This is a genomic window from Pantoea sp. SGAir0183, assembly GCF_043545505.1.
Genome location: NZ_CP028053.1, coordinates 2,271,456 through 2,296,990, shown reverse-complemented (window position 1 = coordinate 2,296,990; position 25,535 = coordinate 2,271,456). Strand labels below are relative to the sequence as shown.

The window sequence follows — 25,535 nt, the reverse complement described above, 5'->3', positions numbered from 1 at the left end:
ACTGACTAAGCTGATTCTGGAGATTATCCGGGTCATCTTGCAGATCATCGTTGCCCTTTTGCAACTGACCGGTCATGCAAAATAACCGGAACTTTGACCAAGGCGGAGCTAACCACTCCGCCTTTTTCGTTGTCAATTGTCTGTCATGTTATCCGGCTACAGTGGCGCGGCAGTCAGGCGCCTTACGGGCATCACTTATCCAGACCTCAGACCAGAGCCGGGAGCGTTTCCATGTCACTTGCCGCGGTAAAACCCGCCAAACTTCAACAAACCGAAATCGATGCCAGCGTACGCATGCGTGAAACGCAGATTGGCGCGCAGTGTGAAATTCTGGCTCACAGCTATCTGGAATACAGCACCCTGGGCGATTTCTCCTATGTAGGTGAACATTGTTGCATTGCCGACAGTGAGATTGGCCGTTTCACCGCGATCGCTAATCAGGTCCGGATTGGCGCGCCGAATCACCCGATGAATCGCGCGTCACAACACCGCTTTACCTATTGTCCGGAGTATTACGACGCGACCGCCACGCGCGACCACGGTTTTTTCACCGCCCGGCGAGAAGACAGAGTGATCATTGGCAATGACGTCTGGATCGGTCATGGCGTGATCGTATTGCCCGGCGTCACGGTGGGCGACGGGGCGGTGCTGGCGGCGGGCGCGGTGGTGACGAAAGACGTTGCAGCCTATACCGTGGTCGGTGGCGTGCCCGCCAAACCGATTCGGGTTCGCTTCCATCCGGCGATTGCCACGCGCTTACAACACATCGCCTGGTGGAACTGGCCACGGGAAAAGATCATGGCAAACCTTGCCGATTTTCAGTCAGAGGATATTGAGCAGTTTTGTGCAAAGCATGGCTGAATGCGACGGGGATAAAACGGTGGCGGATGCCACCGTTTGGCAGGGCGGTTTAGCGTTTAGCCCGCGCGTCCAGCACGGCCGTGGCGATGCGGTCGCCAATGGTTTTGTCGATATTGCGCCAGTACGCAAAAGCCCGCGACAGCACTGGCTCTTCCACGCCGTTTAACAGATGACCCGTAACGTTGTTGACCAGCCGGTCACGCGCGGCGTCATCCATCACCTTATTGATCAACGTATTCGCCTGGCCTACGTCGTCGTCGTCACGGCGCAGAGAATAGGGTGCCCGTACCATATCGCCGCTGACAGACCAGACCGAGTCGGTTGGATAACGTTCACCATCGGCAACCGGGCCGCCTTTGCTGTTGGGCGCATAAACCGGGTCGGATACCGGGTTAATACGCATCGCGCCGTCTTTGCTGTAGCTGTTGACCGGCGACTGCGGGGCGTTAACCGGAATCTGCTTGTAATTTACCCCGAGTCGGGCGCGGTGGGCATCCGCATAGGCAAAGACGCGCCCGAGCAGCATCTTATCCGGGCTCAGACCAATACCGGGCACCAGATTGTTAGGCTCAAAGGCAGCCTGTTCAATCTGCGCATGGTTGTCGGTAGGATTGCGGTTCAGCGTAAGTTTTCCAACCTTGATCAACGGGTAATCGCTGTGCGGCCAGACCTTGGTGAGATCGAACGGGTTGTAGCGGTATTCATCTGCCTCCGCAAAGGGCATGATCTGCATATAGAGCGTCCAGCTCGGAAAGTGGCCGTTTTTAATAGACATAAACAGATCGCGCGTATGGTAATCGCCGTCCTCACCTGCCAGCTTATCGGCTTCCTGCTGCGTCAGGTTTTCAATGCCCTGATCGGTATGGAAGTGGTATTTCACCCAGAACTTCTCGCCCTGTGCGTTTACCCACATATAGGTGTGACTGGAGTAGCCGTTCATATGACGCCAGCTTTTGGGAATACCGCGATCGCCCATCAGCCACGTGACCTGGTGCGACGATTCCGGTGACAGCGTCCAGAAATCCCACTGCATATCGTTGTCACGCAGATTGTTGTCCGCACGGCGTTTTTGCGAGCGAATAAAATGCTGAAACTTCATCGGGTCGCGAATAAAAAACACCGGCGTATTGTTGCCCACCAGGTCGTAATTGCCTTCGCGGGTATAAAACTTGATGGAAAAACCGCGTGGATCGCGCCATGTATCCGGGCTGCCGCGCTCACCGGCTACGGTTGAGAAGCGCATCAGCACATCCGTTTTCGTGCCGGGCTGAAAAACGTTGGCTTTGGTGTAGCGACTGACATCTTCAGTCACCTCAAAAAAGCCAAAGGCACCGCTCCCTTTTGCATGTGGCTGCCGTTCAGGAATACGTTCACGGTTAAAGTTCGCCATCTGCTCAATCAGATAGTGATCGTGCAGTACCAGCGGGCCGTCCGGTCCTACCGACAACGAGTGCTCATAGCTGGCAACCGGAATGCCTGCGTCGGTGGTGGTGGGTTTACGCGCATCGTGACTCATTCAATTAGTCTCCATGTTTATACGGGTATTGCATGGAATAAGCGTAGCGTAAAACGCAGAAGCGCAACGGCAGATTGCATCCCAATAGCCGTTTTCTCTCACACACACGTGACCTTTATCGCGCCAGGCCCATCCCGTTGGGACTTTTCGCACTCTGAACCCGGCTTTCCACTGACGAGCTATCCGTGACGGTTATCGCATTTCAACGATCCTGTCTGTTTTGGTGCTTGCGTGTGGCGCGGCAAGGCGTAAATTGTCTTATAACTTCACAATTAAGTGTGAAAAAGAAAAGTACATTACAACCCTGTGATGAAGGATTGCGCCACATGTCTGATTTAAAATTTGCCACACGTCTTAACTCGTTTGCATCGGGGGCACATCGCTACTGGCCAGCGTTACAGGGGAAGCCCTCCGTTATGCAAATGGTGGCGCGTGCGGGTACCGTTAATGGCCTGACCCACCTGGATCTCAACTATCCCCAACACCTTACGGCAGATATCAAAACGCTGCGTCAGGCCATTGAGGACGCGGGACTGGCAGTGAACGGCATGCAGATGCGTTGGGATGCACCGCAGTTCAAGATTGGCGCCTTTACCCATCCTGATGCCAACATTCGTCGCGAAGCTATCGAGCTCACCAAGCGCGGCATTGATGCCGGACGGGAATTCGGCTCAACACTGATGACGTTGTGGATGGGGCAGGATGGCTTTGATTACTGTTTTCAGGTCAATTACAAAAAAATCTGGGAAGACGCGGTCAGCGCAGTGCGCGAAATTGCAGAATATGCCCCGGATGTCGACGTGAGTATTGAGTACAAACCTAACGAACCCCGCGCCTACAGCATCTTTCCTAACGTCACAACCTGCCTGCTGGCGGTGGAAGAAGCGGGCTGCCCGAACCTGGGGATCACCCTGGATTTCGCTCACGTCCTGTTCGCCAATGAAATTCCGGCCTGGGCTGCCGCCATGGTCGCACGCCGCTCCCGGCTGCTGGGGCTGGATCTGAATGATGGCTGGGGTAAACGTGATGACGGGTTAATGGTCGGAGCGGTGAATCCGCGTGCCACGCTGGAATTCCTGTGGCAGATGCAGCGCGATGGCTATCAGGGCGCATATTACTTCGACACGTTCCCGGACGCCAGCGGGCTGGATCCAGTGCGTGAAGCCGAAACCAACATCGCCACCGTGAAACGCCTCCTGAAACTGTGCGAGCAATTTAATGATAACGCGGCGCTGGCCGAGGCTATCCGTCATCAGGATGCCGTGGCGTCGCAGCAGATCGTCAACGACATTATGCTGGCGCGTTAGTCATCGCGTCGGTGTGAAACCATCCAGATGTACCTTACAAATGCATAATTAGAAGGCTAACAATATGAAAAAACGTCTCCTCGCTGTGCTGGCCTCGTTGCTGCTCGGTTCCAGCGTTTACGCAGCCGATCTGGCACCCCTCAAATCCGATACCGAAACGGACCGTACTGACTGGTCACAGCTTGACAGTCAATACGGTGCGATGCCCAAGGTCGATAAGTCGCTGAAAATTGGCGGCGTATCCAAAACGCTGACCAACGAATACTGGCGTTTACTTGGTGAAGGCTACCAGAACGCGGCCAAAAAATATGGTATCACCGTGGCTTATCAGGCCGCGGCAAATGAAGACGACCAGCTGGGACAACTCTCGATTGCCGAAACGCTAATCTCTCAAGGGTTTAACGGCCTGTTGGTTTCACCTCAAACCGATATCAACCTCGAACCCGCACTGGAAAGCGCCAACAGCAAAAAAATTCCGGTCGTGAACGTCAACGATGCCGTCATGCCAAACGCGGAACACTACGTTGGCAACGTCCAGAAAGACAACGGGGTTCGGGTGGCGAAGTGGTTTATTGAGCACCATCCCCAGGGCGGCAAGGTTGCGGTCATTGAAGGGCAACCTGGCGTTTACGCGGCTGGCCAGCGCACCAGTGGTTTTAAAGAAACGCTGAAAGCGAACGGCAAGTTCAATGTGGTGGCCAGCGTGCCAGCGAACTGGAGCCGTGAGCAGGCTTACAATGCGGCCAGCACCATTCTGCAACAGCATCCCGATCTGATTGGTTTCTACGCCAACAATGACACCATGGCCCTTGGCGTGGTGGAAGCGGTGCGCGCAATGGACAAGGCAAAACAGGTTGCGGTATTTGGGACTGACGGTATTTCAGATGCCTATGCCTCGATCAAGCGCGGTGAGTTGACCGGCACAGTAGACAGCTTCCCGATGCTGACTGGCGAAGTGGCGATGGATGTGATGCTGCGTCTCATCGACGGCCAGAAAATTTCACGTGTCGTCTCAACACCGCAGGCGCTCATCACCAAAGAGAATGCCGATGCCTTTTCTACCAAAGACATGGATAAGCTGCGTCAGCTGTTAGCGCAGCAGTAAGCCAGGCGGAGAGTGTATGGAACAGTATCGCTTAATGATGCGCGGCATCAGCAAAACCTACGGCAGCGCTGCAGCTTTACAAAATGTCGACTTTTTTGTGAAGCCGGGTGAAGTGCATGCCCTGATTGGCGAGAATGGTGCGGGAAAATCCACCCTGTTAAACATTCTTTCCGGCGTGCGCGATGCGGACAGCGGTGAAATCAGCGTGAACGGCCAGACGGTACACATGAAAAACCCGCTCAGTGCGCGTCATGCAGGCATTGCGATGATCCATCAGGAGCTGCAGCATGTTCCCGAACTCTCCGTTGCGCAGAACATGTTTCTGGGCCGCCCGTTAACCAAAGCGAAGGGGTTGTGGGTCGATAAAGCGGCACAGTTAGCGCGTGCCACGTTAATCCTGAAGCGCCTGGATCCGACGATCGATCCTGATATGCCGATTAAGGCGCTAAAGGTTTCGCAACAGCAGGTGGTGGAAATTGCGCGTGCCTTACTGGATGACGCAAAAATCATCGCCATGGATGAGCCGACGTCCAGCCTGACACCGCAAGAGTTTGACCGTCTGGCTGAACTGATTGCCGACCTGAAGTCTCTGGGCGTTTCACTGATCTACGTGTCACATAAGATGAACGAGATCTTCAGCGTGTGCGACCGGGCAACCATCATGCGTGATGGCAAACAGGTCGGGGTCGTTAATATCTGTGATGAAACTGAAGAGAGCATTGTGGCCAAAATGGTGGGCCGCAAGATCGAAAAGCTCGACCACAATGCCTTCGTGACGTCGCAGGAAGTATTACGGGTAGAGAACCTGGGACGGAGCAACGTCATATCGCCTGCAAATTTTAGCGTCAACGCCGGGGAAGTGTTGGGCATTGCAGGACTGGTGGGTGCAGGACGTACCGAACTTCTCAAACTGATCGCCGGTATTGACAGGCGCACCAGCGGCACGGTGCAGGTCAATGGCCGGTTGGTCCCCAACCACAATATCAGCGCGGCGATCCGGGCAGGCATCGGCCTGGTACCGGAAGATCGTAAAAAAGAGGGCATCATCAAAGCGCGCGCCGTGAAGATGAATATGGCGCTGTCGTCTATGCGCCAGTTCACCCTGGCCGGGGTAATCAATAAACTCCGGTTAAATCGCGTGGCGCACGATGTGATGAGCGACCTGAAACTTCGCCCGCTGGATATCGAAAAAACCATCGGCACGCTTAGCGGCGGTAATCAACAGAAAGTGATTATTGGTCGCTGGGTAGCAGCTGATACCAAAGTTTTCTTATTTGATGAGCCAACCCGGGGAATTGATATTGGTGCCAAGTCCGAAATTTACAATCTTATTGAGCGCCTGGCACAGGCAGGTAAAGCGATTATTGTTGTCTCGTCAGAGATGACAGAAATTATTCGTATTTGCGATCGTGTTCTGGTCATGCGGGAAGGGAAGATTACCCAGACATTAACCGGTGATGCGATTACCGAAGAGAATATAGCCCGCTTTGCCATTAAAGAAACAGAAATGGCCTGATCGAACACCTTTAAAGATAAAGGCGATAAACATGACAACGCAAACTAATATGCAGCAGCCAGGGCGTTCTTCGTCGCTGCTTAAATTCAACCTGCGCGATGCCGGAACCTTAATCGGTTTGGTCATTATTGTGGTGACATTCTCATTTTTGTCACCGGTCTTTTTAACCGTTCCCAATCTGCTGAATATTATGCAGCAGTCGTCAATAAATGCCTTAATTGCGCTGGGCATGACCCTGGTAATCATTTCGGGCGGCATTGACTTATCGGTCGGGCCCACGGCGGCGCTGTCCGCCGTATTAGGGGCTACGCTGATGGTTTCTGGCGTACCGGTCCCCCTGGCAATCATGGCGACGCTGGGCATCGGGGTCATTAGCGGCATGTTTAGCGGTTCACTGATTGCTTATGCCGGGCTACAACCGTTTATTGTGACGCTGGGCGGTCTGTCGCTGTTTCGCGCCGTTGCCCTGATTTATACCGGTGGCAATCCGGTCTTTGGCATTCCGATGTCGTTCCGTAGCCTGATTAACAGCACGCTATTTGGCGTGCCCACGCCCATCGTGGTGGTGGCGGTCATTGCTTTGTGCTTATGGGTCGTTATGAATAAGACGCCGCTGGGCGAATACATTCTGGCGATTGGCGGTAATGAAGAGGCTGCCCGGGTAGCGGGTGTGCCGGTGAAGCGCACCAAGGTGACGGTGTACGTGATCTCCGGCATGCTGGCGTCACTGGCCTCGTTGATTCTGATTGGTCGCCTGGGCGCGGCGGAACCCACCATTGGCAATCTGTGGGAGCTGGATGCGATTGCCGCCGCCGCCATCGGCGGGGCGTCACTGATGGGAGGGAAAGGCAGTATTTTTGGCACCCTGATCGGCGTCATTATTCTGGGGGCGCTGCGTAATGGATTGACACTGCTTAATATTCAGGCGTTTTATCAATTGCTCGCTACCGGTCTTATTATTATCATAGCGATGTTGATTGACCGAGCGACCCGAGGCAAGTAATGAAGCAAGATCCGCGAGCCATTGGCGCTCAAATTCGTATGCGATTACCCCAACTGACCCCGTTAGAACGGCGCGTGGTTGAGGCGATCACGGCCCGAACCGACATCACTGAACAAACCTCATTAAAAGAGATTGCGCAGGAGAACGGTGTATCGGAAGCGATGATAGTGAAGATAACAAAAAAGCTTAACTTCACGGGATTCAGAAATTTCAGGAGCAGTTTAATTTATTATAACGCGTCTGAAGTGGCCGGTTTGCATGCAGAAATTGAGCCTGATGATTCTTCGGAACAATTACTGGCAAAAGTTTTCCGCACGTCTATTCAGGCTATTGAAGAAACCCTGTCGGTTTTAGATGTGTCCGAATTTAATCGCGCGGCAGATATTATTTTTAAAGCACGTCATATTGATCTTTATGCTGTCGGCGGTTCGGCAACGGTCGCCCGTGATTTATCCCACAAGATGCTAAAAATAGGGATTAAATCCAGCGCCTATGATGATGCCCATATTATGCTAATGTCTGCCGCCGTATTATCTGATGACGATGTGGTGATTGCCATTAGTCACTCAGGCGCAACGCGTGCCGTGAACGATCCGGTGAAATTAGCCGGTCGCAACGGCGCCAGAGTGATTGTCATTACTAATTACGCGGAGTCGCCTATTGCGCGTCATGCGCATGTGGTTCTTAATTCAACTTCTCAGGGATCGCATCTGTTAGGGGAAAACGCCGCGTCACGAATCGCCCAACTGAATATACTGGATGCGCTTTTTGTGGCTATCGCGAAAAAGGATTTGAAGCGGGCGGAGAAAAACCTGATGAAAACCCAGCATGCGGTTCAGGATCTGCGGGAATTCTGAGCATGAGCAAAATTGCAGTCACCGGCAGTCTTCATTACGACATTATGCTGGATGCCCACCATCGCCCTGAAAAAGGCGAAACGGTCATGGGTACCGCGTGCCGCTATAAGTTTGGTGGCAAAGGCGGCAACCAGGCAATCGCAGCGGCCAGTGCGGGCGCGGCGGTGTGTTTTATCGGGGCCGTAGGCGCGGATGAACAGGGCCGGTTCTTACTGAATCGCCTGCAACAGGCGGGTGTAGAAACACAACACGTTGCGGTTCTTAACGACATGCCCTCTGGTATGAGCGTGGCGATTACCGATGCGGAAGGGGATTACGGCGCAGTGGTCGTCTCCAATGCCAACCAGCATATTTCCTGCCTGCCGTTTGCGCAGGCAGATTTCTGGCAGGGCGTTTCGATGCTGGTACTGCAAAATGAGGTGCCGGAAGCGGTGAATCTGGCGGCGGCGCAGGCAGCACGGCAGCAGCATATTCCGGTCTGCATCAATGCGGCACCGGCGCGCCCGCTCTCTGCTGAATTTGAACGCAGCATTGATGTGCTGGTGGTCAATGCGGTTGAAGCGCGAGACATGAGTGGCATTGTGGTCACCGATCTGTCGTCGGCACAGCAGGCGGCAACCCAACTGGCTGCTCGCTTTCCGTGCGTAGTGGTGACCGCCGGTGAACACGGTGTGGCGTTCAGCGAAGCCGGGAATACGCAAACGTTGCCAGCCCGAAAGGTGACGCTGGTCAGTACGCATGGCGCGGGTGACTGTTTCATGGGCGTATTGTGTCAGGCGCTGGCAGACGGTGAGGCGCTGGCGCTGGCCGTCGCGAAGGCCAATGATGCAGCCGCTACGCATGTTTCGCAGCCCATCCGCTAAAAAAAATGCAACGTCAGTGACGTTGCATTATTACGTGATGCGTGGGATTACGAGGCTACTTTCACCACAGTCTTACCGAAGTTTTTACCGTTCAGCATATCAATAAATGCCTTAGGCGCATTTTCCAGCCCGTCAATCACGTGCTCGCGATACTGAATTTTCTTGCTTTCCACCAGCGGCGTCATGGCTTTCAAAAACTCAGGATAGCGGTGGTCATAATCCTGGAAAATGATAAAGCCCTGCATGCGAATGCGCCGGGTCAGAATACCGGCCATGATGCGTGAGGTACGGTCAGGGCCTGGCGGCAGCTCTTTTTGGCTGTAGGCAGAAACCAGTCCGCAAACCGGCACCCGCGCCGCCGGGTTCAGCAGCGGGAAGACCGCATCGAACACCTTACCGCCCACGTTTTCAAAATAGATATCAATGCCATCCGGGCAGGCATTTTTGAGCTGCTCTTCAAAGTCCTGGCTGTGGTGATCGATACAGGCATCAAAGCCCAGATTTTCCACCGCATGACGGCATTTTTCTTCACCACCCGCGACACCTACCACGCGACAGCCTTTCATTTTTCCTAACTGGCCCACGGTCGCGCCCACCGGACCGGTTGCCGCCGCGACAACCAGGGTTTCGCCTTCTTTCGGCTGACCGATATCCATTAATCCCATATAGGCCGTAAATCCGGGCATGCCGAGAATTCCCAGCGCCCAGGAGGGATGCGGGAGGTCGCTATTCAGACGGGCAACGTCTTTACCATCAGACACGGCATATTCCTGCCAGCCGCTCTGGCAAAGCACCCAGTCACCCGCTTTAAATTCACTGTTTTTGGATTCGGCGACCTGACAAACCGTGCCGCCAACCATCGGCTTATCCAGCTCTGCCGGTGGCGCGTAAGATTTCCCTTCATCCATACGTCCGCGCATATAAGGGTCGAGTGACAGATAAATCGTACGCAGTAAGATCTCGCCATCTTTGATTTCAGGTGTCGGCTGCGCAACATAACGGAAGTTGTCTTCCGTTGGTTCACCCTTGGGGCGTGAAGCCAAAAGCCAGGCGTGATTTGTTGTCGATTGTTCAGTCATAAAGTCGTCCTTTGCATGGGCAAACCGCTCAGGGTTGCCGGGAATGAATGGCTAAGTGTAGATGACAGAACAAAGCATGCTTAACCGTGCTGGCGGTCAACGGGCAGGGCAAACAGGACTCGCCCGGCGTACCGCTACGCACAGCGCGCGCCACGTGGCCCGTTCAGATTGCTCCGAATCCAGCGCGTCGTGACGGTGTCACACGGGGAACAACGTTATACCGGTCGTCACGGCGTCTGAAGGGTGTGGTGACGCTGAAAGCCGCGTCAGGTGGCGGGAGAAAGGGGGCAAAGATGCCCCAGCGCATAACCATGTCGCAGACGGTTCCCGCGCCGTCGGGCGACGGCGCGGGGGCGGGCTTAGTTAAATCGTTCCGGCCGGAAGGTCGCGAGCATGGGATGCCGGATATCGTTGAGGATCTCCTCCGTCAGCAATTCGCCCAGAATCAGTGCCAGCGTCGCGCCCGAATGGGTAAAGGCCACAAAGCAACCGGGGACTTTTTTCAGCTCCCCGACAACCGGTTCACCATCCCCCGGCACGGGTTTCAGGCCAATTTTCCAGCTGTCTGCTTCCAGTGGTGCGCCGTCGCCAAGCAGGTGACCCGCATCCGCCATTAACTGGCGAATAACGGCATGATCGATGCTGTACTGACCATCAGCATGCGCAACGATATCCTCTTCATACCAGTCATGATCGACCGCCAGCGTACGGCCAGGGTTGGGACGTATCGCCGCGCGGGGCGTATTTAATACCACGTTAAGATCGCGTTCCTGTGCGGTAGTGGTAACCAGCATGGACACCGGCGACCCGTTGGGAATGCGTACACCAAGCGGCGCAACGACATCGGGCGTCCAGGGACCACAGGCGACAAGCACCCGATCGGCCATGATGTCGCCCCGTTTCGCGCTGCGAATGCCTGTGGCCCGTCCACCTGCGGTCAGCACACTGGCTTTGCCTGCCTGTTCAATCACTTCGCCGCCTGCGGCTTTGAAATCCTCAACCAGTTTTGCGGCCAGATGCGGCAGGCTTACCCAGCCCTCACCAGGGTTGGCAATAGCGACGCTGGCCAGCGCGCTGGGGTTAACCTGCGGATCCACCTCATGCACCGTGCGCGGATTAACCAGCCGGGAAGCATAGCCAAGGGCGTTTTCATAATCATGACGCGCTTTGGTGCCCGCCTCGTCATCCGCCGCCCAGAACAGCGCGCCGTCAAAGCGCAGCCAGCTGAGATCGGGATGGCGGGCAAACAGGGTGCGGTAGCGGTCAATGCCCGCCATTCTCAGCGCATGGTAAGGCGCAGAACGCTCCCCGGCAGAGTTAAGCCAGGAAAGTGAACGTCCTGATGCGCCAGAACAGAGTTCGGCTTCGGTGACCAGCGTCACTTTCGCGCCAGCCTGTGCCAGCTGGCATGCCGTGGAAACGCCTAAAATGCCGCCACCCAGTACAACAACGGTTTTGGCCACAGAGTTGTCAGTCATCATGGATTCCTTCTGTCAGAAAATACCCCATTCAGGCAAGGCGTACGCGACTTTGCCGATGGAGTTGCTCAATAAGTTTCAGCACGCCCAGCGCCTCGCTGGCGTCCACTGGCGGCGGACCGCCGTGTACCAGAGCACGGGCAAGACGGTGATAAAATTCAGGGTAATTGCCGCGCTGCAGCGCCACCGCCTCACTTTGCTCCACGGTGCCCAGCCGGGCTGCGCGTTCAGGCGGCGTTACGCCGTAGGCGCTGTCAGTCGGGGACATGCCCGCGGCCAGTTGCGGCTCCTGGTTATCCAGGCCCCAGTGCGTAAAAGCTCGCTGGCTGCCCAGCAGATGGAAGCGGGGAGCATTAAGCGCGGCCTGGCCATTCATCCACAGCCGCGAACGCACGCCACAGGTATGCAGTAAAGAAACGAAGCAATCCTCATCGCTGTCGGACTGACTGCCGGAATAGCGTGCCAGCTCGGCGCTGGCCTCCTGCACCGGACCAAACAGCTGTATCGCCTGATCGATCAGGTGGCTGCCCAGATCCAGCAGCAGGCCGCCCCCTTGCGCAAGCGAAACGCTGTCGCGCCAGTTACCAAATCCGTCAGGTCGCCACCACTCAAAGCGCGACTCAAAGCTTCTGACGGTGCCAAATGCCTCGTCCTGCACCAGACGTTGCAGCGTCAGAAAATCGCCGTCCCAGCGGCGATTGTGAAAGACCGTTAACAGGGTGCCAGCCTCTCGGGCGGCGTCAATCATCGCTTCCGCCGCGTTGACGTCAGGCGCAAAAGGTTTATCCACCACCAGATGAATACCGCGCAGGCTGGCCTGGACAGCCTGCTCACGGTGCTGAGCGGGCGGCGTCGCCAGCACAATAAGATCCACCGCGATGTCGCCGTTGTCGATCAACTGCAGCAGTGACGGCCAGTCCGGCACAATTCGCGCCTGGGGATAATGCGTTTTTGCCGCGGCGACGCGTTGCGCATTACCGGTCACGATCACCTCAAGACGGTAAGCGGCATCGTGTGAAATGAGTGGGGCATGAAAGACCTTGCCGGCAATGCCAAATCCCACCAGCGCCGTGCGGATGGGACCTGTCACCTTATGCTGTGCCATCAGAGCACCTCCGATAAAAAACGTTGTAAACGGGCAGACTGTGGACGTTCAAATAACTGATCGGGTGGCCCTGCTTCGACAATCTCGCCTTCATCCATAAACACCACCTGGTCGGCCACGCGGCGGGCAAATCCCATCTCATGCGTGACCACCACCATCGTCATGCCGCGCTGACAGAGTTCAGCCATCAGCGTCAGCACGCCTTTCACCAGTTCGGGATCGAGCGCCGACGTGGCCTCGTCAAACAGCATCACCTCGGGCTCCATCGCCAGCGCCCGGGCGATCGCGACACGTTGTTGCTGCCCGCCGGAGAGATCGCGCGGACGATGGTCGGCGCGCTGTGCTAAGCCGACCTCAGCCAGACGTTGCCGGGCAATTGTCTCTGCCTCCGTTTTCGAGCGGCCTTTGACTTTCCAGGGGGCCAGCGCGACGTTTTCCAGCGCACTGTGATCGGGGAACAGATTGAAGTGCTGAAAGACCATGCCAATGCGCAACCGCAGCGCATCGGGTTTGTCCTTCAGTACCGAACGCCCGGCCAGCAAAACGTCGCCGCTTTTGGGTTCATGCAGGCGATTGATACCGCGCAGCAGGGTCGATTTTCCCGATCCGGAAGGGCCGATGATGCAGGTAGTGGTGCCGGGCGCGATGGTCAGTGACACATTGCGCAGCACCTCAATCGGGCCGTACGCCAGGGTCAGATTACGCAGCTCCAGGCTTGCGCCGTGAAATGCAGTGGACGTTGCCATCTCAGTGTCCTCGTTCGCTGGTCAGGGAGGCCGTGGGCGTGACGGCGCGTTTTACCGCCACCTCATCAATTTCTTTCAGTCCGCTCTGCGGCGCCGTTGCCCGGCGGCGTCCGGTGCGGTAACGGACGTCAATATGGTTCACCGCATGGGTTAAGGGCACGGTAATCATCAGGTAGAACAGCCCCGCCAGCATCAGCGGTGACAGATTGCCGCTCAGCACCGCGGCATCCTGGCCAACCCGGAACAGTTCGCGCTGGCTGGACATCAGCCCCAGCAGATAAACCAGCGAAGAGTCTTTAATAATCGCGATGAACTGATTCACGATGGCAGGCAAGACGCGGCGGATGCCCTGAGGAATGATCACCAGCCGCATCGCCCGACCATAGCTCATGCCCAGCGCCCGGCAGGCTTCCATCTGGCCTTGCTCAATGCTCTGGATCCCTGAGCGAAAGATTTCGCCCATATAGGCGCTGGCAATCAGACTCAGGGCAAAAATGCCCAGCGGATAAGGTGAGGGGCCAAACAGCTGATAGCTGAAGCGCGCCAGCCCCTGACCAATCAGCAAAATGGTCAGGATAGAGGGCAGGCCGCGAAACAGATCGGTATACAGCCGGGCCGGTACACGCAGCCAGCGGGAAGGCGAAATCCCCATCAGCGCCAGAATCAGGCCGAAAAAGGTGCCCAGCAGCGTGGCGGCCAACGAGATGATCAACGTGTTGACCAGGCCCGTTGCCAGCAGCTGCGGCAGGACGTCCTTCATTGCAGAAAAATCAAAGAAGGTACGGGAAAGAATAGTGATCAGATCCATAGCCGATTCTCTGTTGCGGGTGACGGACAACGCCCGTCACCGAATGTATTCACTCGCACACCGGTTGCGCGGGGACTAATTGTGCTGAGGCAGATACTGTTCAGGCATAGGCGAGCCCGGAAACCACTTCTCATAAAGCTGTTTCCACGTCCCATCCTGCATCGCCGCTTTGATGGCTTTGTCCAGCGCCGCTTTAAAGGCCGGTTTGTTTTTCGCTATCGCCACGCCCGCCGGGGCGTCGAAAGAGGGGATGTTGGCTGCCGTCACCAGTTTGAAGCGGGTGGCATAATCTTTGGCGGCTTCGTAATCGAGGAACATGGCATCAATAGTGCCGTTGTTCAGCGCAGAAACGGCCGCGTTGTTATCGGGAAAGCGCACCAGATCGGTCTGTTTGAAGTTGGCCAGCGCATAGCTTTCCTGCAGCGTGCCCTGAATGACGCCCAGTCGCTTGTGCGCCAGCGTTGCCACGTTTTTCACGCCGGAATCGCTGCGGGTGAGCACCGTCAGGTAACCCGCCAGATAGCCCGTGGAGAAATCAACGGTTTTTTCACGGGCCGGTGTGATTCCGATCGCGGCCACGCCTGCATCATATTGTCCGTTGGCGACGGCGGGCAGGATGGCGGAAAAATCCTGTCCGACAAAATCCACCTTATCAATGCCCATACGATGGGCGACATTTTTGAAAAATTCGACGTCAAAGCCGGTGAAATTTCCGTCTTTGTCCGTAAAGGTATAGGGTTTCGCGTCGCCCAGGCTGGCGACACGCAGATGGCCCGGTTCAATCAGCCCATAGGGATTGTTGTCGCTGGCTGCCCGTGCACTGACGCTGGTTGAGAGCATTACCGCGAGGCCGAAGACAACGGCGGTTATTTTGGTTAAACGTTTATGCGATGTCATAAAGCTCTTCCATTTTGCAGGTGAAACGTCGAAGGTCACTGAGCCAGTACTGTCTGATTGAGACCGGTCTCAATGCGGGTCAAAATGAAACCGGTAGTTGTTGTGAGACCGGTCTCAAGTGGATACAATGATATTAAGCACACGCTTTCAGCAGCGTCAATTACGATGTTATCAACTTGTGATTCAAAATAATTATGACCAGCAAAAAACAGCAAGTACGCGGACCCACAGTAGCCGATGTGGCACGTCAGGCGGGCGTGTCAAAAGCCCAGGCGGCCAGAGCATTGGGCGGCTATGGCGCCGTAAGTGAAGAGGTACAAATCCGCGTCACCCAGGCGGCAGAAACCCTGGGTTACCGGCCCAATGAGCTGGCGCGCAGCATGAATACGGGGCGTTCGAACACGATTGGCGTGATCGTTGGCGATATTGAAAACCCGCATTTCGGCCTTGCGCTGCGTGGCATGGCGGATGTGGCGCGCCAGGCGGGGTTTCATTTGCTGCTCAGCAACAGCGATGAAACCGTGGAAGAGGAACGGGAAGCCGTGCGCGTCATGCTGGACAAGCGCGTTGATGGCATCATCGTGGCCCCCTGCAGCTCGCTGGCGTGTGATAACGACCATCTTAAACAGGTGCTGACGGAAGGCCGCGCGCTGATGACCTTTGACCGTTCCGTCGAAGGGCTGGACGTGGAAACCATTCAGGCTGACTTTCTTAACGTGGCGAGGGATGCGACGCAGCTGTTGCTTAACGCCGGTCATCACCGTATCGCATACCTTTCCAGTATGCGCATTGCCGCGCCTTACACTCACGCGATGAGCTTAGGACCCACGCCGGTGGCGCAGCGGGTGAAAGGAATGATTGATGCCCACCACGATGCCGGTATGGCACTCGACCCGAATCTGGTGCGCCTGAATGCCCTTAACGAAGCGTGCATCGAACAGATTCTGACGGAGCTTCTCTCGCTTCCCGAACCGCCCAGTGCGCTGATTGCGTCCGACAATTTGATTGCAATGGGAATTCTACGTGGACTGGCCAGACGTGGGTTGCGTGTGCCCGAGGATATTTCGTTTGTTATGTACGATGATTTTCCCTGGACCGAACTGATGACGCCCGCGCTTACGGTCGTGGCCCAGCCGGTTTATGAGATGGGCCGCGAAGCCGCACGCCGGTTAATCTGCCATATCCGGCAGCAGCCCGCCGGCGCGTTACCGGCATTCGACAGCTGGATGGTGGTGCGGGGATCGGTCGGGCCAGTGCGGGCAGGAGGAAAGCCGGTTCCAGCCGCCTGGGCGCTGAGCAAATAGGGGATTGTTCTTACAGCGGTCTTAATGCCGTGTCCCGTCATTATCCTCAGACGAGCAGGCCCGAGCGGTCAGTCAGGCTGCCGAGGTTGCCTGCATGACGCAGTTTGCGCAGCAGCATGCCTTTTGCAGCGGAGTCGTTTGCGCATCCTGATGAAGGTCATACAAAAAATTTATTTTTCATCAGCCAGTTAATTTCATTCGGTAATAATCAACGGAAACTATCACAACAATACATAATGCCAGGGTGTTAACAGCCGATAACCAGATTAGTCAACTCAGATTACGGTCGTGGTTATGCGCTCTAATGTATTGAAAAATGTGTTTTCCTTTCTTAACGATCTTCGCAGCGGGCGTAGATCGGCGCCGTTCAGGGCGCTGAACAGCGCGATGCCGGTTATTGAATTCAGCCCTGACGGAACGATTCAGAAAGCCAGCCCGCTTTTCCTGGCCGCAATGGGCTACGAGGCGCACGAAATAATTGGCCAACATCATAGCTTGTTCTGCCCGACTTCCCTGACGGATTCACCTGAATACCGCCATTTCTGGCAGCGCCTTGCCGCCGGTGACGTTCGCAGTGGTAAACATCTGCGGCTGGCTAAAGGAAACCGTCCTGTCTGGCTGGAAGCCAGTTATATCCCGGTCAGGAACCGCCGTGGCAGGGTGTGCAAAATCATTAAGATAGCGGCGGACATCTCAGAACGCATAGAGGCAGGGCTGGAACAGGAATCTGTGATCAACGCCATCAACCGGTCAATGGCTGTGATTGAGTTCAGTCCTGACGGTCGTGTCCTGGATGCTAATGACAATTTCCTGAAAACGACCGGTTACAAACGTGAGCAGGTTGTGGGTCAACATCATCGGATGTTCTGTTCAGAACAGCTTTCTGCAAGCGACGCGTACCGGCAGTTCTGGAAAAGGCTTAATCAGGGCGAATTTTTTTCGGGGCAGTTTCCCAGACTCAATCATCACGGGAAGCCACTCTGGCTGCGCGCGACGTATAATCCTGTTTTTAACAGCAATGGCGAGTTATATAAAATCGTCAAGTTTGCCACGGATGTGACCGAACAGGTTTTGAATAACCAAAAAGAGCACGATGCCGCCGTACAGGCCTGGGAAATGGCTGTACAGACGCTGGGTAATGCGCAGAATGGGGCGAATGTAATTGAGAGTAGTATTGAAGTTGTGGACCGGATCGCGCAGGACATGAACGCGATCTCCGCTGACATCGCGCGCCTCAACAGCCAGTCAGGAAGCATTGACGGCATGGTAGAGACCATCAGACGGTTTGCGACACAAACACGGCTTATTGCCCTTAACGCCGCGATTGAAGCTGCCAGAGCAGGGGCGTCCGGCAGGAGCTTTGCGGTTGTGGCCGCCGAAGTGCGCGCGCTGGCGGCAAGCGTCAGCGGGGCCACAGAAGAAATAGAACAGGTGGTATCAAATAATAATCAGCTGGCCCGGGAAGTGCTGAAAGGTATGGAACTCAACCAGAAAAATACGGAGCAGGGCGTCATACTGATGCGCGAGGCCGGCGAGGTCATCGCCATCATTAAGAAAAACTCGGAACGCGTGGAAGGGGCGGTCAGGGAGTTTACGCATACGGTTGAAACTGAGTAACGAATCCGCTTTAGCCGTTTTATCATTCAGCATTATCCTGCTTTCTGAGCACAGGGATGTCCTTCAGTGCAGCGCCTTGCTTTTTTAACTTTTGCCTTTCAGGGAAAGGATACGCCATGTTGATAAACATTCGTCACGGAGCGCAGTCTTCGCCACGCTCCGCAGACATTCTGCGATTGCCCGATCAGGAGCGTGATGAGGTACTCAACCACTTCGCCGCCCTGACCAGCACGTTGCTGGGCATACCGACCAGCTTTATATCCGTTCTTGATGAGCAGCACCAGACGTTTCGCGCAAAGTACAACACGACGCTGTGTCAGACTGATCGCAAAGATGCATTCTGCCGCTTCGTCGTGGAGAGCGCGATTCCGGTCATTGTGCCAGATACCTTGCTGGACGCACGTTTCGCCACGAATCTGCTTGTCACAGGGGAGCCTTACCTCCGCTTCTACGCGGGCGTGCCGTTGATCAACACGCAAGGAAAGGTTATGGGGACGCTATGCGTCACAGACAGTCAGCCACACGCTTTTCCGGCTGAAAAGGTCAGGTTGCTCAGCCGACTTGCCGCGATGGTGACGGTCTTTCTGAAGGCCTGGCAGGTCGCAGGATTAACGGATGCGGTAACAGGCTTGCCTAACCGTCAGCAACTCATCCGCCATCTGGATCAACTGTCTGAGGCGGGGCATTCCGACGTCCTCAGGCTCACCGTTATCGACTGCATCGATATGCCCCGTGCCTATGAGCTGGCCCGGGCACTGGGCATGCCGCCAGTGGAAGCGCTCCTGCGGGACAGCGGGCGTCTGCTGCAAAACAAGCTGGCGCTGGGGCCTGAAAAAATTTTTTACACGGTAGCCACTGGGCGCTTTGCCTTCCTGTCCCGCTCAGATGAGCCGTTTTCGGCCGATGCTGTTCTTGAAGCAATGCGCGACGCGCGGCCTCTCGCGCCCGAAGGTCTTGCTATGGACCTGACATTGTACGCGGGCGATGTCTGCTTTACGCCAGCGGCGCTACCGGCCCAGGAAGCCCTGCGGCGCGCGGTCAGCGCACTCCACGAAGCCATCAGCATCAATGGTGGCGCTCGTTCGTTTAGTGAGGTGAGTGACAGCAGGCGCAATGGCGATTTCATGTTGATGAACGATCTGTCGACAGCCCTTAAAACCGGTACAGGCGGGCTTTATCTGGTTTATCAGCCCCGGCTTTCCTTATCTGATGTGCAACCGGCGGGGTTTGAGGCGCTGATACGCTGGTGTCATCCCGAGCGGGGCGAGCTTTCGCCCGCCGAATTTCTGCCCGCAGCGCAGTTAACCAGCCTGATGAGCGATATCACTGACTGGGTGATTACGGAGGTGATCCGTCAGCTGCGCGTCTGGTTATCCGAGGGCATCAGTCTGCCGGTATCCGTTAACGTCAGTGTCAGCGACCTTGCACGAAGTGGCTTTATTGACCACCTTGACGCGAAGATGGCGCAGGCCCAACTGCCACCCGCTCTGCTGGAGTTCGAATGTCTTGAAACGGAGCTGGCCACGGAAAATCCTGCCGCCCTGGCAATGATGGCGCAGTTAAGACAACGAGGATATCGTCTTTCGCTGGACGATTTTGGTGCCGGTTACAGTAATATTGGTTATCTGCGCAGGATGCCGGTGGACGTTATCAAGCTTGACAGGGCGCTGATAGCCGATTTGACCTCGAATGAAGCAAGCCGCATTATCGCATCGAGCGTGATAGGTATGCTGAAATCTCTGAACTATGTTGTTGTGGCTGAAGGCGTTGAAATACCAGAGGCTCTGGATATGCTCGCTTCATGGGGATGCGATCAGGCACAGGGTTTTTACATTTCTCATCCCTTGCTTCCGCAGGCACTAAAAAGCTGGCTCTCCACCTTTAAATACGGTCAGCTGGGCCACGCAACATAAATAACGTCCGGTTGCTGGCCCGTTGGGTAAAGGATGACGGGCGGTAAGGTGTGGCCTGGCGCTTAACCAAGCCGGCTTATTCCACAGAGGGGGATAATCCTTTAAGTTTAGTCATTCCTTCATGATTAATTTCGTCATCCGCGCCATCGACAGCCCTCGAAATGGTGAGCAGGCTCTGAAATTCACTGAGCAGGAGCGCGGCGTCAGACTTCAGCAGATCATCACATTCAGCAGAGTCGATGACGGTGTTAATGGCCTTGTTAGCACTTTCAATCATTTCAGTCACACCGCCTTCTTTACTCACCGCCAGCACAAGTGCGCTGATGAGCAGAGACTGCGCCTCAACACGGGCTGTTAACTGCTTCATCCCTGCGTCGATATGCGATATTTTAGCCAGCATGCTAAGTACAACGTTTTTCATTATCGTCCCTCTTAAACTTTCAAACGAAATCGGTCAGCAAGTTGCTCTCAAATTAAAACCGGTCTGTCCGGTTGGCCATAATCAGTGCGATTGTGCTTCAGTGGATAAGATGGGGCACTCTGCTGCCAGCCCCAGCCTGTCATTTCGTCTGAGATAATGACAAAACATCAGGCGTCAGGGTTCCGCTGTTCCGGCAATGCCTGGATAATTTTTTCCTGAACCTGTCTTACCCTGTCGCGCAGGCTGGCCAGGGTTTCAAACGGGATGCCCATTTCACAAATCATCGCTGCAGGTACGCCTGTGGCGCGTTTTTCAAGTTCACGGCCTGCTTCAGTCAGGCGAATAATCACTCTGCGTTCATCATGACCGGTATCGCGCAGGCGACTGATAAAGCCTGCCTGCTCAAGTCGCTTGAGGAGGTGGCTGAGCGTGCCGGAGTCCAGCTGCACGCGCTGACCTACCTCAGAGACCGTGATGCCATCCTTTTCCCACAAGACCAGCAGCGCCAGATACTGTGGATAGGTCAGCCCCAGCGGTTTCAGGTGAGGCTGATAAAGCTTTGTCATAGCCAGCGAGGCCGAGTAAAGCGCAAAGCAGAGAAACTCCTCCAGGCACTGAGGTTGGGTGTCTTTACTCGCGCTGGCGTCATTAATCTCTTTCATGCCGGGGCTCCAGATAAGGGGGAGGCCGGCAAGCGTTCGGTGAATCGTGTGAGGCGACAGACGTCAGGAAGCCGGAAACACAAGATATCACGGACACGTCATGGATGCTTTAAACCGCGGCCAAACTGAACGTGACCGCAATCATATCGACGTCAATTAAGTTGTGTTCAATTTATTTTGTAAAGTCTGTGCAGTTGACGCGTCTGCGGCCGATAGAACCTGACAGTGACATAACATTCGGGAAAATATAATGAAGGTTTCGACGCGTCTTGCGACAGGCTTTGGTTTACTTGTTCTGCTTTTAATTATCTGTACGGGCACTGCGTTACATGCGCTGACCGATGCACAGCGCGGCATGAATGACGCGATAAACAACAAAATGAAACGGTTTGCGATCGTTCTGGATATGCGTGGTGATATCCGTGATATGGCCATCGCCGCACGCAATCTGGCGTTGCTGACGGATGAGAAGGAATCCAGGCCCGAATGGGACCGTATGACGACACAGCGGGAAAAATATATCCACGAGCGGGAGCAACTGGTTGAAAGCATGACACACAGCGTCAGTGCACAGGGTAAAACCGTGCTGGATGAAATACTGGCAGCTGAAGATGACGCCATGCAAACCCTGATGACCGCGGCCAAAATGGGGCTGGAAAACCGTCAGCAGGACGCGACTGTCTACCTGATGAAGACTGCGCGACCGGCTCAGCAAAAGCTTCTGAAACTGCTCAACCAACTGACAGAGATTCAGAAGGCGCAGACCGTTCTTACGGTTGGCGAGACCAGCGAGACCGTTTCCCGCACAAGAGCAATGCTGATCGTGCTGACCCTGCTGTCAGTGCTGACTGCCGTGGCGGGCTGCATGATTGTCAGCCGCAGCCTGATGCGCCAGCTGGGTGGCGAACCGGCTCAGGCTCAGGCGCTCGCCGCCGCCATCGCCGCCGGAGACCTGACGGGACCGGTCGTGCTGCGCCGCAATGACACAACCAGCCTGCTGGCCTCACTGGATGGGATGCAGGCGAACCTGCGTGGCCTGGTGTCAAAAATTAAGGATTCGTCCGCCTCCGTTGCGCTGGCCGCCGATGAGATTTCACAAGGCAATACGGAACTGTCATCCCGCACCGAGCAACAGGCCGCGGCGCTGCAGGAAACCGCGGCCAGCATGGAGCAGCTTTCCGCCACTGTGAAAAGTAACGCGGCGGGTGCCCGGCAGACAGCCGAGTCCGCCCGTGAGACCGCGCAACTGGCCCGTAGCGGCGAAACGGATGTGAAGCGTATGTCAGACACGATGCACGACATCTCCGTCAGCGCCACCAAAGTGCGTGACATCACCTCCGTTATTGAGAGCATCGCGTTCCAGACCAACATCCTTGCCCTAAACGCCGCTGTCGAAGCGGCGCGGGCAGGCGAGGACGGACGCGGGTTCGCCGTGGTGGCGGGCGAAGTCAGAACGCTGGCACAGCGCAGTGCCACGGCCGCAAAAGACATTAAAACGCTGATCGAGCAGGCCGTTACGCAGGTGGAGAGCGGTGTCACGGTGGCCTTCTCAACTGGTCAAAGCATCCTGAAAATCGTCGGCATGGTCGGCGAACTGGCTGAATCCATGGACGAGCTTTCCCTGGCATCATCTGAACAGATGCAGGGCATCTCGCAGGTAAGTATCGCCGTCAGCCAGATGGACGGTGTGACGCAAAACAACGCGGCGCTGGTGGAGGAATCCTCCTCCGCCTCACAGTCGCTTTCTGAGCAGGCGCATGCCCTGCGCACTATGGTAGAAACCTTTAAGGTATGACACCCGGTAAATCAGACGCCGCGTAACGGCTCAGATGTATCCCTCTGAAGGACGGCGTGGGAGGTCAGGGAGAATCAGTGGAGGTGGGGAATAACCCATTCACTTCCGCTTTCGCCAGCAAACTTCGCCATATGGGCCGGGCGTTAAGCCCGGCCCATCCCAGTGCTGTGTTGACGTGCGGCACCGGGCAGAGGGGCTGCCTGCGGTCAGGACGTGCGACTGCGAGGGTGAACAATTTTTTATGCTGTATGACAGGCCATAACGTGATTGGGCAGCTTCCCGTCAATCACGACTTCAACGTTTCTTATCATCTGCTTCATCTGAACCCCGTCTCAAGGCCTGTTGAGGCGCGACAGATCGCCTTCTCCAAGGGGAGGTTTTGCTTGCCGCTGGGTTCGGTTGCGGTGATGAATACGTTGCCGGCGGGAAGGGGCCGGACGGCCATCGAAAACGGAAATCATCCTGTTAACCGGGCCGTTTTTTGCGACCTGCAGGAAGCGGTCCATCAGGCGCTGCCGGGCCGCTTCGGTCAGAATGCTATACTGTAAGGACGTTTGCTTCACGGAGGCTTCATGGGAGCCAGAGAAGATACCGAAGAAAAAGCGCCTGAACTGGCGGGTAAGGTTATCTCGCCGTTGCTTAGCGAAAAAGCCAGTGTAAAGAAAGAAGAGATTATCTGCGCGCTACACCGCCTGGGGCAGGCTGTGAGAAGGCCGTGCTGATAATGAAACGCAGAGTTCACTGACATCTGCGACATGCTCTGCCACGTGTATCAGCCGATGCTGTCAGGAAGTTAGTGGTCATTTCCCGCCCATAACTGGAGATGTCTTTCTCCGAAAAAATTGCTTTCTTCACTGACTGCACCGCTTAAAAGTCTGCGGGTCTGGCGCAAAGCATGATCGATAAGCTGACGCCGGGCATCATCAGTTTCCGTTTTGAGCATCCTGTTCAGCTGCACGCGCAGCGCCTCAGAACTCATGTCTGCATCATCTTTAAGCAGCGACAGCAGGGCTTAGCCGATAACAATGTTTACCTTTTCTTCTTCACTCCTGAACATATCAACCTTCTTGTTGCTGGCAGTAAAAGTCCGTTGCGGCAGACAAGCGGTATTGCGCTAAAGCATCATTTTTGTATGTTTTTTGAGTGTAGTCCCGGCCACCCGAAACTGTAAAATCAGAACATGCCTTGTCCGCCCGGGGGCCAGGATCGTTAATAAGCATACGCTGCGTCAGGTCCCGCAGGCTGACTCCGGCAAGCGCTGTCTCGCAAAGAAGGAGACAAGCAGCAAACCTGCTCGGGATGGTGGTCAGAATCTTCTTAAAAAGCCGGCTGTGGAAACTGTACACGACCCACTCATGGTGTACAATTTTTATTTTGTTAACGCTGCTTTAAATAGATAAAAAATCTGTAGAAAGCGAAGCGGTGAATCTAAAACCCTTTATTCTTCCGACGTAAATCTATGTTTATTCCTGTTTTTATCCAAAATTACAGCCATGCTTATATTCTCATCAACATTTTACATAATCAAAAGGTAACAGATATGAGCAACAGACGTGGTGGCGCGGGAAATTTCGCGGAAAATCCCCAGCGTGCGGCGGAAGCCGGAAGGAAAGGCGGAGCCGCCAGTAGCGGTAATTTTAAAAATAACCCGGAAAGAGCGGTTGAGGCCGGACGAAAAGGGGGTAAGGCAAGTCGCCGGGGCAGCGCACAGGAAACCGCTTCCCGGCCTGGTTGAGTCGCCGCCTTTGCGACTTGCGTGCTTGCGGCTTTCAACGCCTGTTTTAAAGAGGACCTTAGCAGGACTGGATTAACAAGACGAAAGGGTTGTAAATCAGTGGCCCGGTCAGCCTGCCGGGCCGTCTTGTTAACAAGTCTTATACGCTGTTGGCCCTGTTCTTCAGGGCGGACTTATGATTTTCAGTGAGGATACGCGAAAAGCGCCTGAACGTCTCATCACCCCAGATAATGTTGATTCTTCACTGTTTTATCCGGATAAAAAAAACCGCCCGTAGGCGGTTAAGTCATCATCCATGCAACAAGATCTTTCCCTGGAGGGATAGCCTCAATCAGCCTGGTTCTGCAGGCACCTCCCTGCAAGCGTAAGCGGCAAAAACTTCCGCATTGATATTCCATCACGCCCCCCGGTCATCACGCATTTGTTATCCGTCAACGTCTTAACGGTCCGGCTTTACGTCATGGTCAGAACTCGGCGCCTGACGGAGGCTGGCGCGAACGGTCGCTTTTTGCGCGTAGCGGAACCGTTACGCGCCCGGCCTGGCTGTGTTTCTCTCCATCGCCGTACATTAAGAGCGAATTAAGATGCGTGTAATAACGGGTTAAAATAATTGATGTATGTCACAGTTAAAGAAAGTAACTACAGTGACGATAACTTTAAAACGGGATAAACGCGCTTTTACCAGAAGGATTTAACATGACCGTTAGCCACATAACCGGGCTGTCATGGGTTACCCAGACTAACCTCACGCTTTCACCGTCTTCACTGCGTAGGGCGATTGCGCGCCTGTCTTCTGTGCTGGCGCAGGCCATGCTGTCACTACTGCGTTAATCAAAGCGGAGGGACAGCCTGCGATGCCGTCTGATGCCGTTCCTCACATGCTTACGTCATGAGGGGGCCACAAACACGTATTTCTCTGTGCGGCCAGTCCCGTTAAACAGGGTGTT

The 25,535-nt window shown here is 55.2% G+C and carries 25 protein-coding genes; 16 read left to right on the top strand and 9 right to left on the bottom strand.

Going from position 1 to position 25,535, the window contains the following annotated elements; translation table 11 throughout:
* Window positions 1-231: 231 nt before the first annotated feature.
* Entirely contained in the window at window positions 232-861 is a 630-nt protein-coding gene (locus tag C1N59_RS10685; RefSeq protein ID WP_033741380.1) for a DapH/DapD/GlmU-related protein, read from the top strand.
* 49 nt (window positions 862-910) lie between these two features.
* On the opposite strand, the gene C1N59_RS10680 is transcribed toward C1N59_RS10685, so the two are convergent.
* The gene (locus tag C1N59_RS10680; protein WP_394549463.1) at window positions 911-2,377 is read right to left on the bottom strand and encodes a catalase; all 1,467 of its coding nucleotides are present in this window, start codon (window positions 2,375-2,377) and stop codon (window positions 911-913) included.
* A gap of 326 nt (window positions 2,378-2,703) precedes the next feature.
* Here C1N59_RS10680 and C1N59_RS10675 point away from each other — a divergent pair, with 326 nt between their 5' ends.
* From C1N59_RS10675 to C1N59_RS10650, 6 genes are all read left to right on the top strand, one after another.
* The gene (locus tag C1N59_RS10675; protein ID WP_054633809.1) at window positions 2,704-3,684 is read left to right on the top strand and encodes a TIM barrel protein; all 981 of its coding nucleotides are present in this window, start codon (window positions 2,704-2,706) and stop codon (window positions 3,682-3,684) included.
* A gap of 64 nt (window positions 3,685-3,748) precedes the next feature.
* On the top strand, window positions 3,749-4,789 hold the full coding sequence (locus C1N59_RS10670) for a sugar ABC transporter substrate-binding protein (protein WP_054633808.1): 1,041 nt from the start codon (window positions 3,749-3,751) through the stop codon (window positions 4,787-4,789).
* A gap of 16 nt (window positions 4,790-4,805) precedes the next feature.
* Window positions 4,806-6,305: a sugar ABC transporter ATP-binding protein gene (locus C1N59_RS10665; RefSeq protein ID WP_054633807.1), complete on the top strand. Its 1,500-nt coding sequence runs from the start codon at window positions 4,806-4,808 to the stop codon at window positions 6,303-6,305.
* Window positions 6,306-6,336: 31 nt separating this feature from the next.
* A complete protein-coding gene (locus C1N59_RS10660) occupies window positions 6,337-7,308 on the top strand; it encodes an ABC transporter permease (RefSeq protein ID WP_054633806.1) in 972 nt (323 codons plus the stop codon).
* Complete coding sequence (locus tag C1N59_RS10655) at window positions 7,308-8,165, top strand: MurR/RpiR family transcriptional regulator (RefSeq protein ID WP_054633805.1); 858 nt, start codon at window positions 7,308-7,310, stop codon at window positions 8,163-8,165. The genes C1N59_RS10660 and C1N59_RS10655 overlap by 1 nt, the downstream gene beginning before the upstream one ends.
* A 2-nt stretch (window positions 8,166-8,167) precedes the next feature.
* Window positions 8,168-9,028: a PfkB family carbohydrate kinase gene (locus C1N59_RS10650; protein WP_058708172.1), complete on the top strand. Its 861-nt coding sequence runs from the start codon at window positions 8,168-8,170 to the stop codon at window positions 9,026-9,028.
* Between the two features lie 47 nt (window positions 9,029-9,075).
* On the opposite strand, the gene C1N59_RS10645 is transcribed toward C1N59_RS10650, so the two are convergent.
* The 6 genes from C1N59_RS10645 to C1N59_RS10620 form a co-directional block, all read right to left on the bottom strand.
* Window positions 9,076-10,107, bottom strand: coding sequence for an NADP-dependent oxidoreductase (locus tag C1N59_RS10645; RefSeq protein WP_283786753.1), 1,032 nt, complete (start codon window positions 10,105-10,107; stop codon window positions 9,076-9,078).
* A 359-nt stretch (window positions 10,108-10,466) separates the two neighbouring features.
* On the bottom strand, window positions 10,467-11,588 hold the full coding sequence (locus tag C1N59_RS10640) for an NAD(P)/FAD-dependent oxidoreductase (protein ID WP_394549461.1): 1,122 nt from the start codon (window positions 11,586-11,588) through the stop codon (window positions 10,467-10,469).
* 28 nt (window positions 11,589-11,616) lie between these two features.
* Complete coding sequence (locus C1N59_RS10635) at window positions 11,617-12,690, bottom strand: Gfo/Idh/MocA family protein (RefSeq protein ID WP_033741388.1); 1,074 nt, start codon at window positions 12,688-12,690, stop codon at window positions 11,617-11,619.
* Complete coding sequence (locus tag C1N59_RS10630; RefSeq protein ID WP_394549459.1) at window positions 12,690-13,436, bottom strand: amino acid ABC transporter ATP-binding protein; 747 nt, start codon at window positions 13,434-13,436, stop codon at window positions 12,690-12,692. The genes C1N59_RS10635 and C1N59_RS10630 overlap by 1 nt, the downstream gene beginning before the upstream one ends.
* Before the next feature lies 1 nt (window position 13,437).
* Window positions 13,438-14,244 carry an amino acid ABC transporter permease gene (locus C1N59_RS10625; RefSeq protein WP_033741390.1) on the bottom strand — a complete coding sequence of 269 codons (807 nt, stop codon included), beginning with the start codon at window positions 14,242-14,244 and terminating at the stop codon, window positions 13,438-13,440.
* A 75-nt stretch (window positions 14,245-14,319) separates the two neighbouring features.
* Window positions 14,320-15,141 carry an ABC transporter substrate-binding protein gene (locus C1N59_RS10620; protein ID WP_039340405.1) on the bottom strand — a complete coding sequence of 274 codons (822 nt, stop codon included), beginning with the start codon at window positions 15,139-15,141 and terminating at the stop codon, window positions 14,320-14,322.
* A 194-nt stretch (window positions 15,142-15,335) separates the two neighbouring features.
* Here C1N59_RS10620 and C1N59_RS10615 point away from each other — a divergent pair, with 194 nt between their 5' ends.
* The 3 genes from C1N59_RS10615 to C1N59_RS10605 all read left to right on the top strand — a co-directional run bounded on the left by C1N59_RS10615 (window position 15,336) and on the right by C1N59_RS10605 (window position 19,975).
* Entirely contained in the window at window positions 15,336-16,445 is a 1,110-nt protein-coding gene (locus C1N59_RS10615; RefSeq protein WP_050504965.1) for a LacI family DNA-binding transcriptional regulator, read from the top strand.
* Between the two features lie 294 nt (window positions 16,446-16,739).
* Window positions 16,740-18,062 (top strand): methyl-accepting chemotaxis protein, encoded by a 1,323-nt coding sequence (locus tag C1N59_RS10610; protein WP_394549457.1) that lies wholly within the window; start codon window positions 16,740-16,742, stop codon window positions 18,060-18,062.
* Window positions 18,063-18,178: 116 nt separating this feature from the next.
* Window positions 18,179-19,975, top strand: a complete 1,797-nt coding sequence (locus C1N59_RS10605; protein WP_054633799.1) for a sensor domain-containing diguanylate cyclase — start codon at window positions 18,179-18,181, stop codon at window positions 19,973-19,975.
* Between the two features lie 76 nt (window positions 19,976-20,051).
* Here the strand turns inward: C1N59_RS10605 and iraP are convergent, their stop codons facing one another.
* Together iraP and C1N59_RS10595 are read right to left on the bottom strand one after the other, a co-directional pair.
* A complete protein-coding gene (gene iraP, locus C1N59_RS10600) occupies window positions 20,052-20,396 on the bottom strand; it encodes an anti-adapter protein IraP (protein ID WP_033741400.1) in 345 nt (114 codons plus the stop codon).
* A 167-nt stretch (window positions 20,397-20,563) separates the two neighbouring features.
* Window positions 20,564-21,058, bottom strand: a complete 495-nt coding sequence (locus tag C1N59_RS10595; protein WP_394549456.1) for a MarR family winged helix-turn-helix transcriptional regulator — start codon at window positions 21,056-21,058, stop codon at window positions 20,564-20,566.
* Window positions 21,059-21,308: 250 nt separating this feature from the next.
* Here C1N59_RS10595 and C1N59_RS10590 point away from each other — a divergent pair, with 250 nt between their 5' ends.
* From C1N59_RS10590 to C1N59_RS10565, 6 genes are all read left to right on the top strand, one after another.
* Window positions 21,309-22,853: a methyl-accepting chemotaxis protein gene (locus tag C1N59_RS10590; protein ID WP_054633797.1), complete on the top strand. Its 1,545-nt coding sequence runs from the start codon at window positions 21,309-21,311 to the stop codon at window positions 22,851-22,853.
* Window positions 22,854-23,116: 263 nt separating this feature from the next.
* Window positions 23,117-23,401 (top strand): hypothetical protein, encoded by a 285-nt coding sequence (locus C1N59_RS10585; RefSeq protein ID WP_394549455.1) that lies wholly within the window; start codon window positions 23,117-23,119, stop codon window positions 23,399-23,401.
* A gap of 24 nt (window positions 23,402-23,425) precedes the next feature.
* The gene (locus tag C1N59_RS10580) at window positions 23,426-23,575 is read left to right on the top strand and encodes a hypothetical protein (protein WP_283786740.1); all 150 of its coding nucleotides are present in this window, start codon (window positions 23,426-23,428) and stop codon (window positions 23,573-23,575) included.
* 173 nt (window positions 23,576-23,748) lie between these two features.
* Window positions 23,749-24,024, top strand: coding sequence for a hypothetical protein (locus C1N59_RS10575; protein WP_283786738.1), 276 nt, complete (start codon window positions 23,749-23,751; stop codon window positions 24,022-24,024).
* A 369-nt stretch (window positions 24,025-24,393) separates the two neighbouring features.
* On the top strand, window positions 24,394-24,588 hold the full coding sequence (locus tag C1N59_RS10570) for a con-10 family general stress protein (RefSeq protein WP_033741481.1): 195 nt from the start codon (window positions 24,394-24,396) through the stop codon (window positions 24,586-24,588).
* 696 nt (window positions 24,589-25,284) lie between these two features.
* Window positions 25,285-25,419, top strand: coding sequence for a hypothetical protein (locus C1N59_RS10565; protein WP_283786736.1), 135 nt, complete (start codon window positions 25,285-25,287; stop codon window positions 25,417-25,419).
* Window positions 25,420-25,535: the final 116 nt, after the last annotated feature.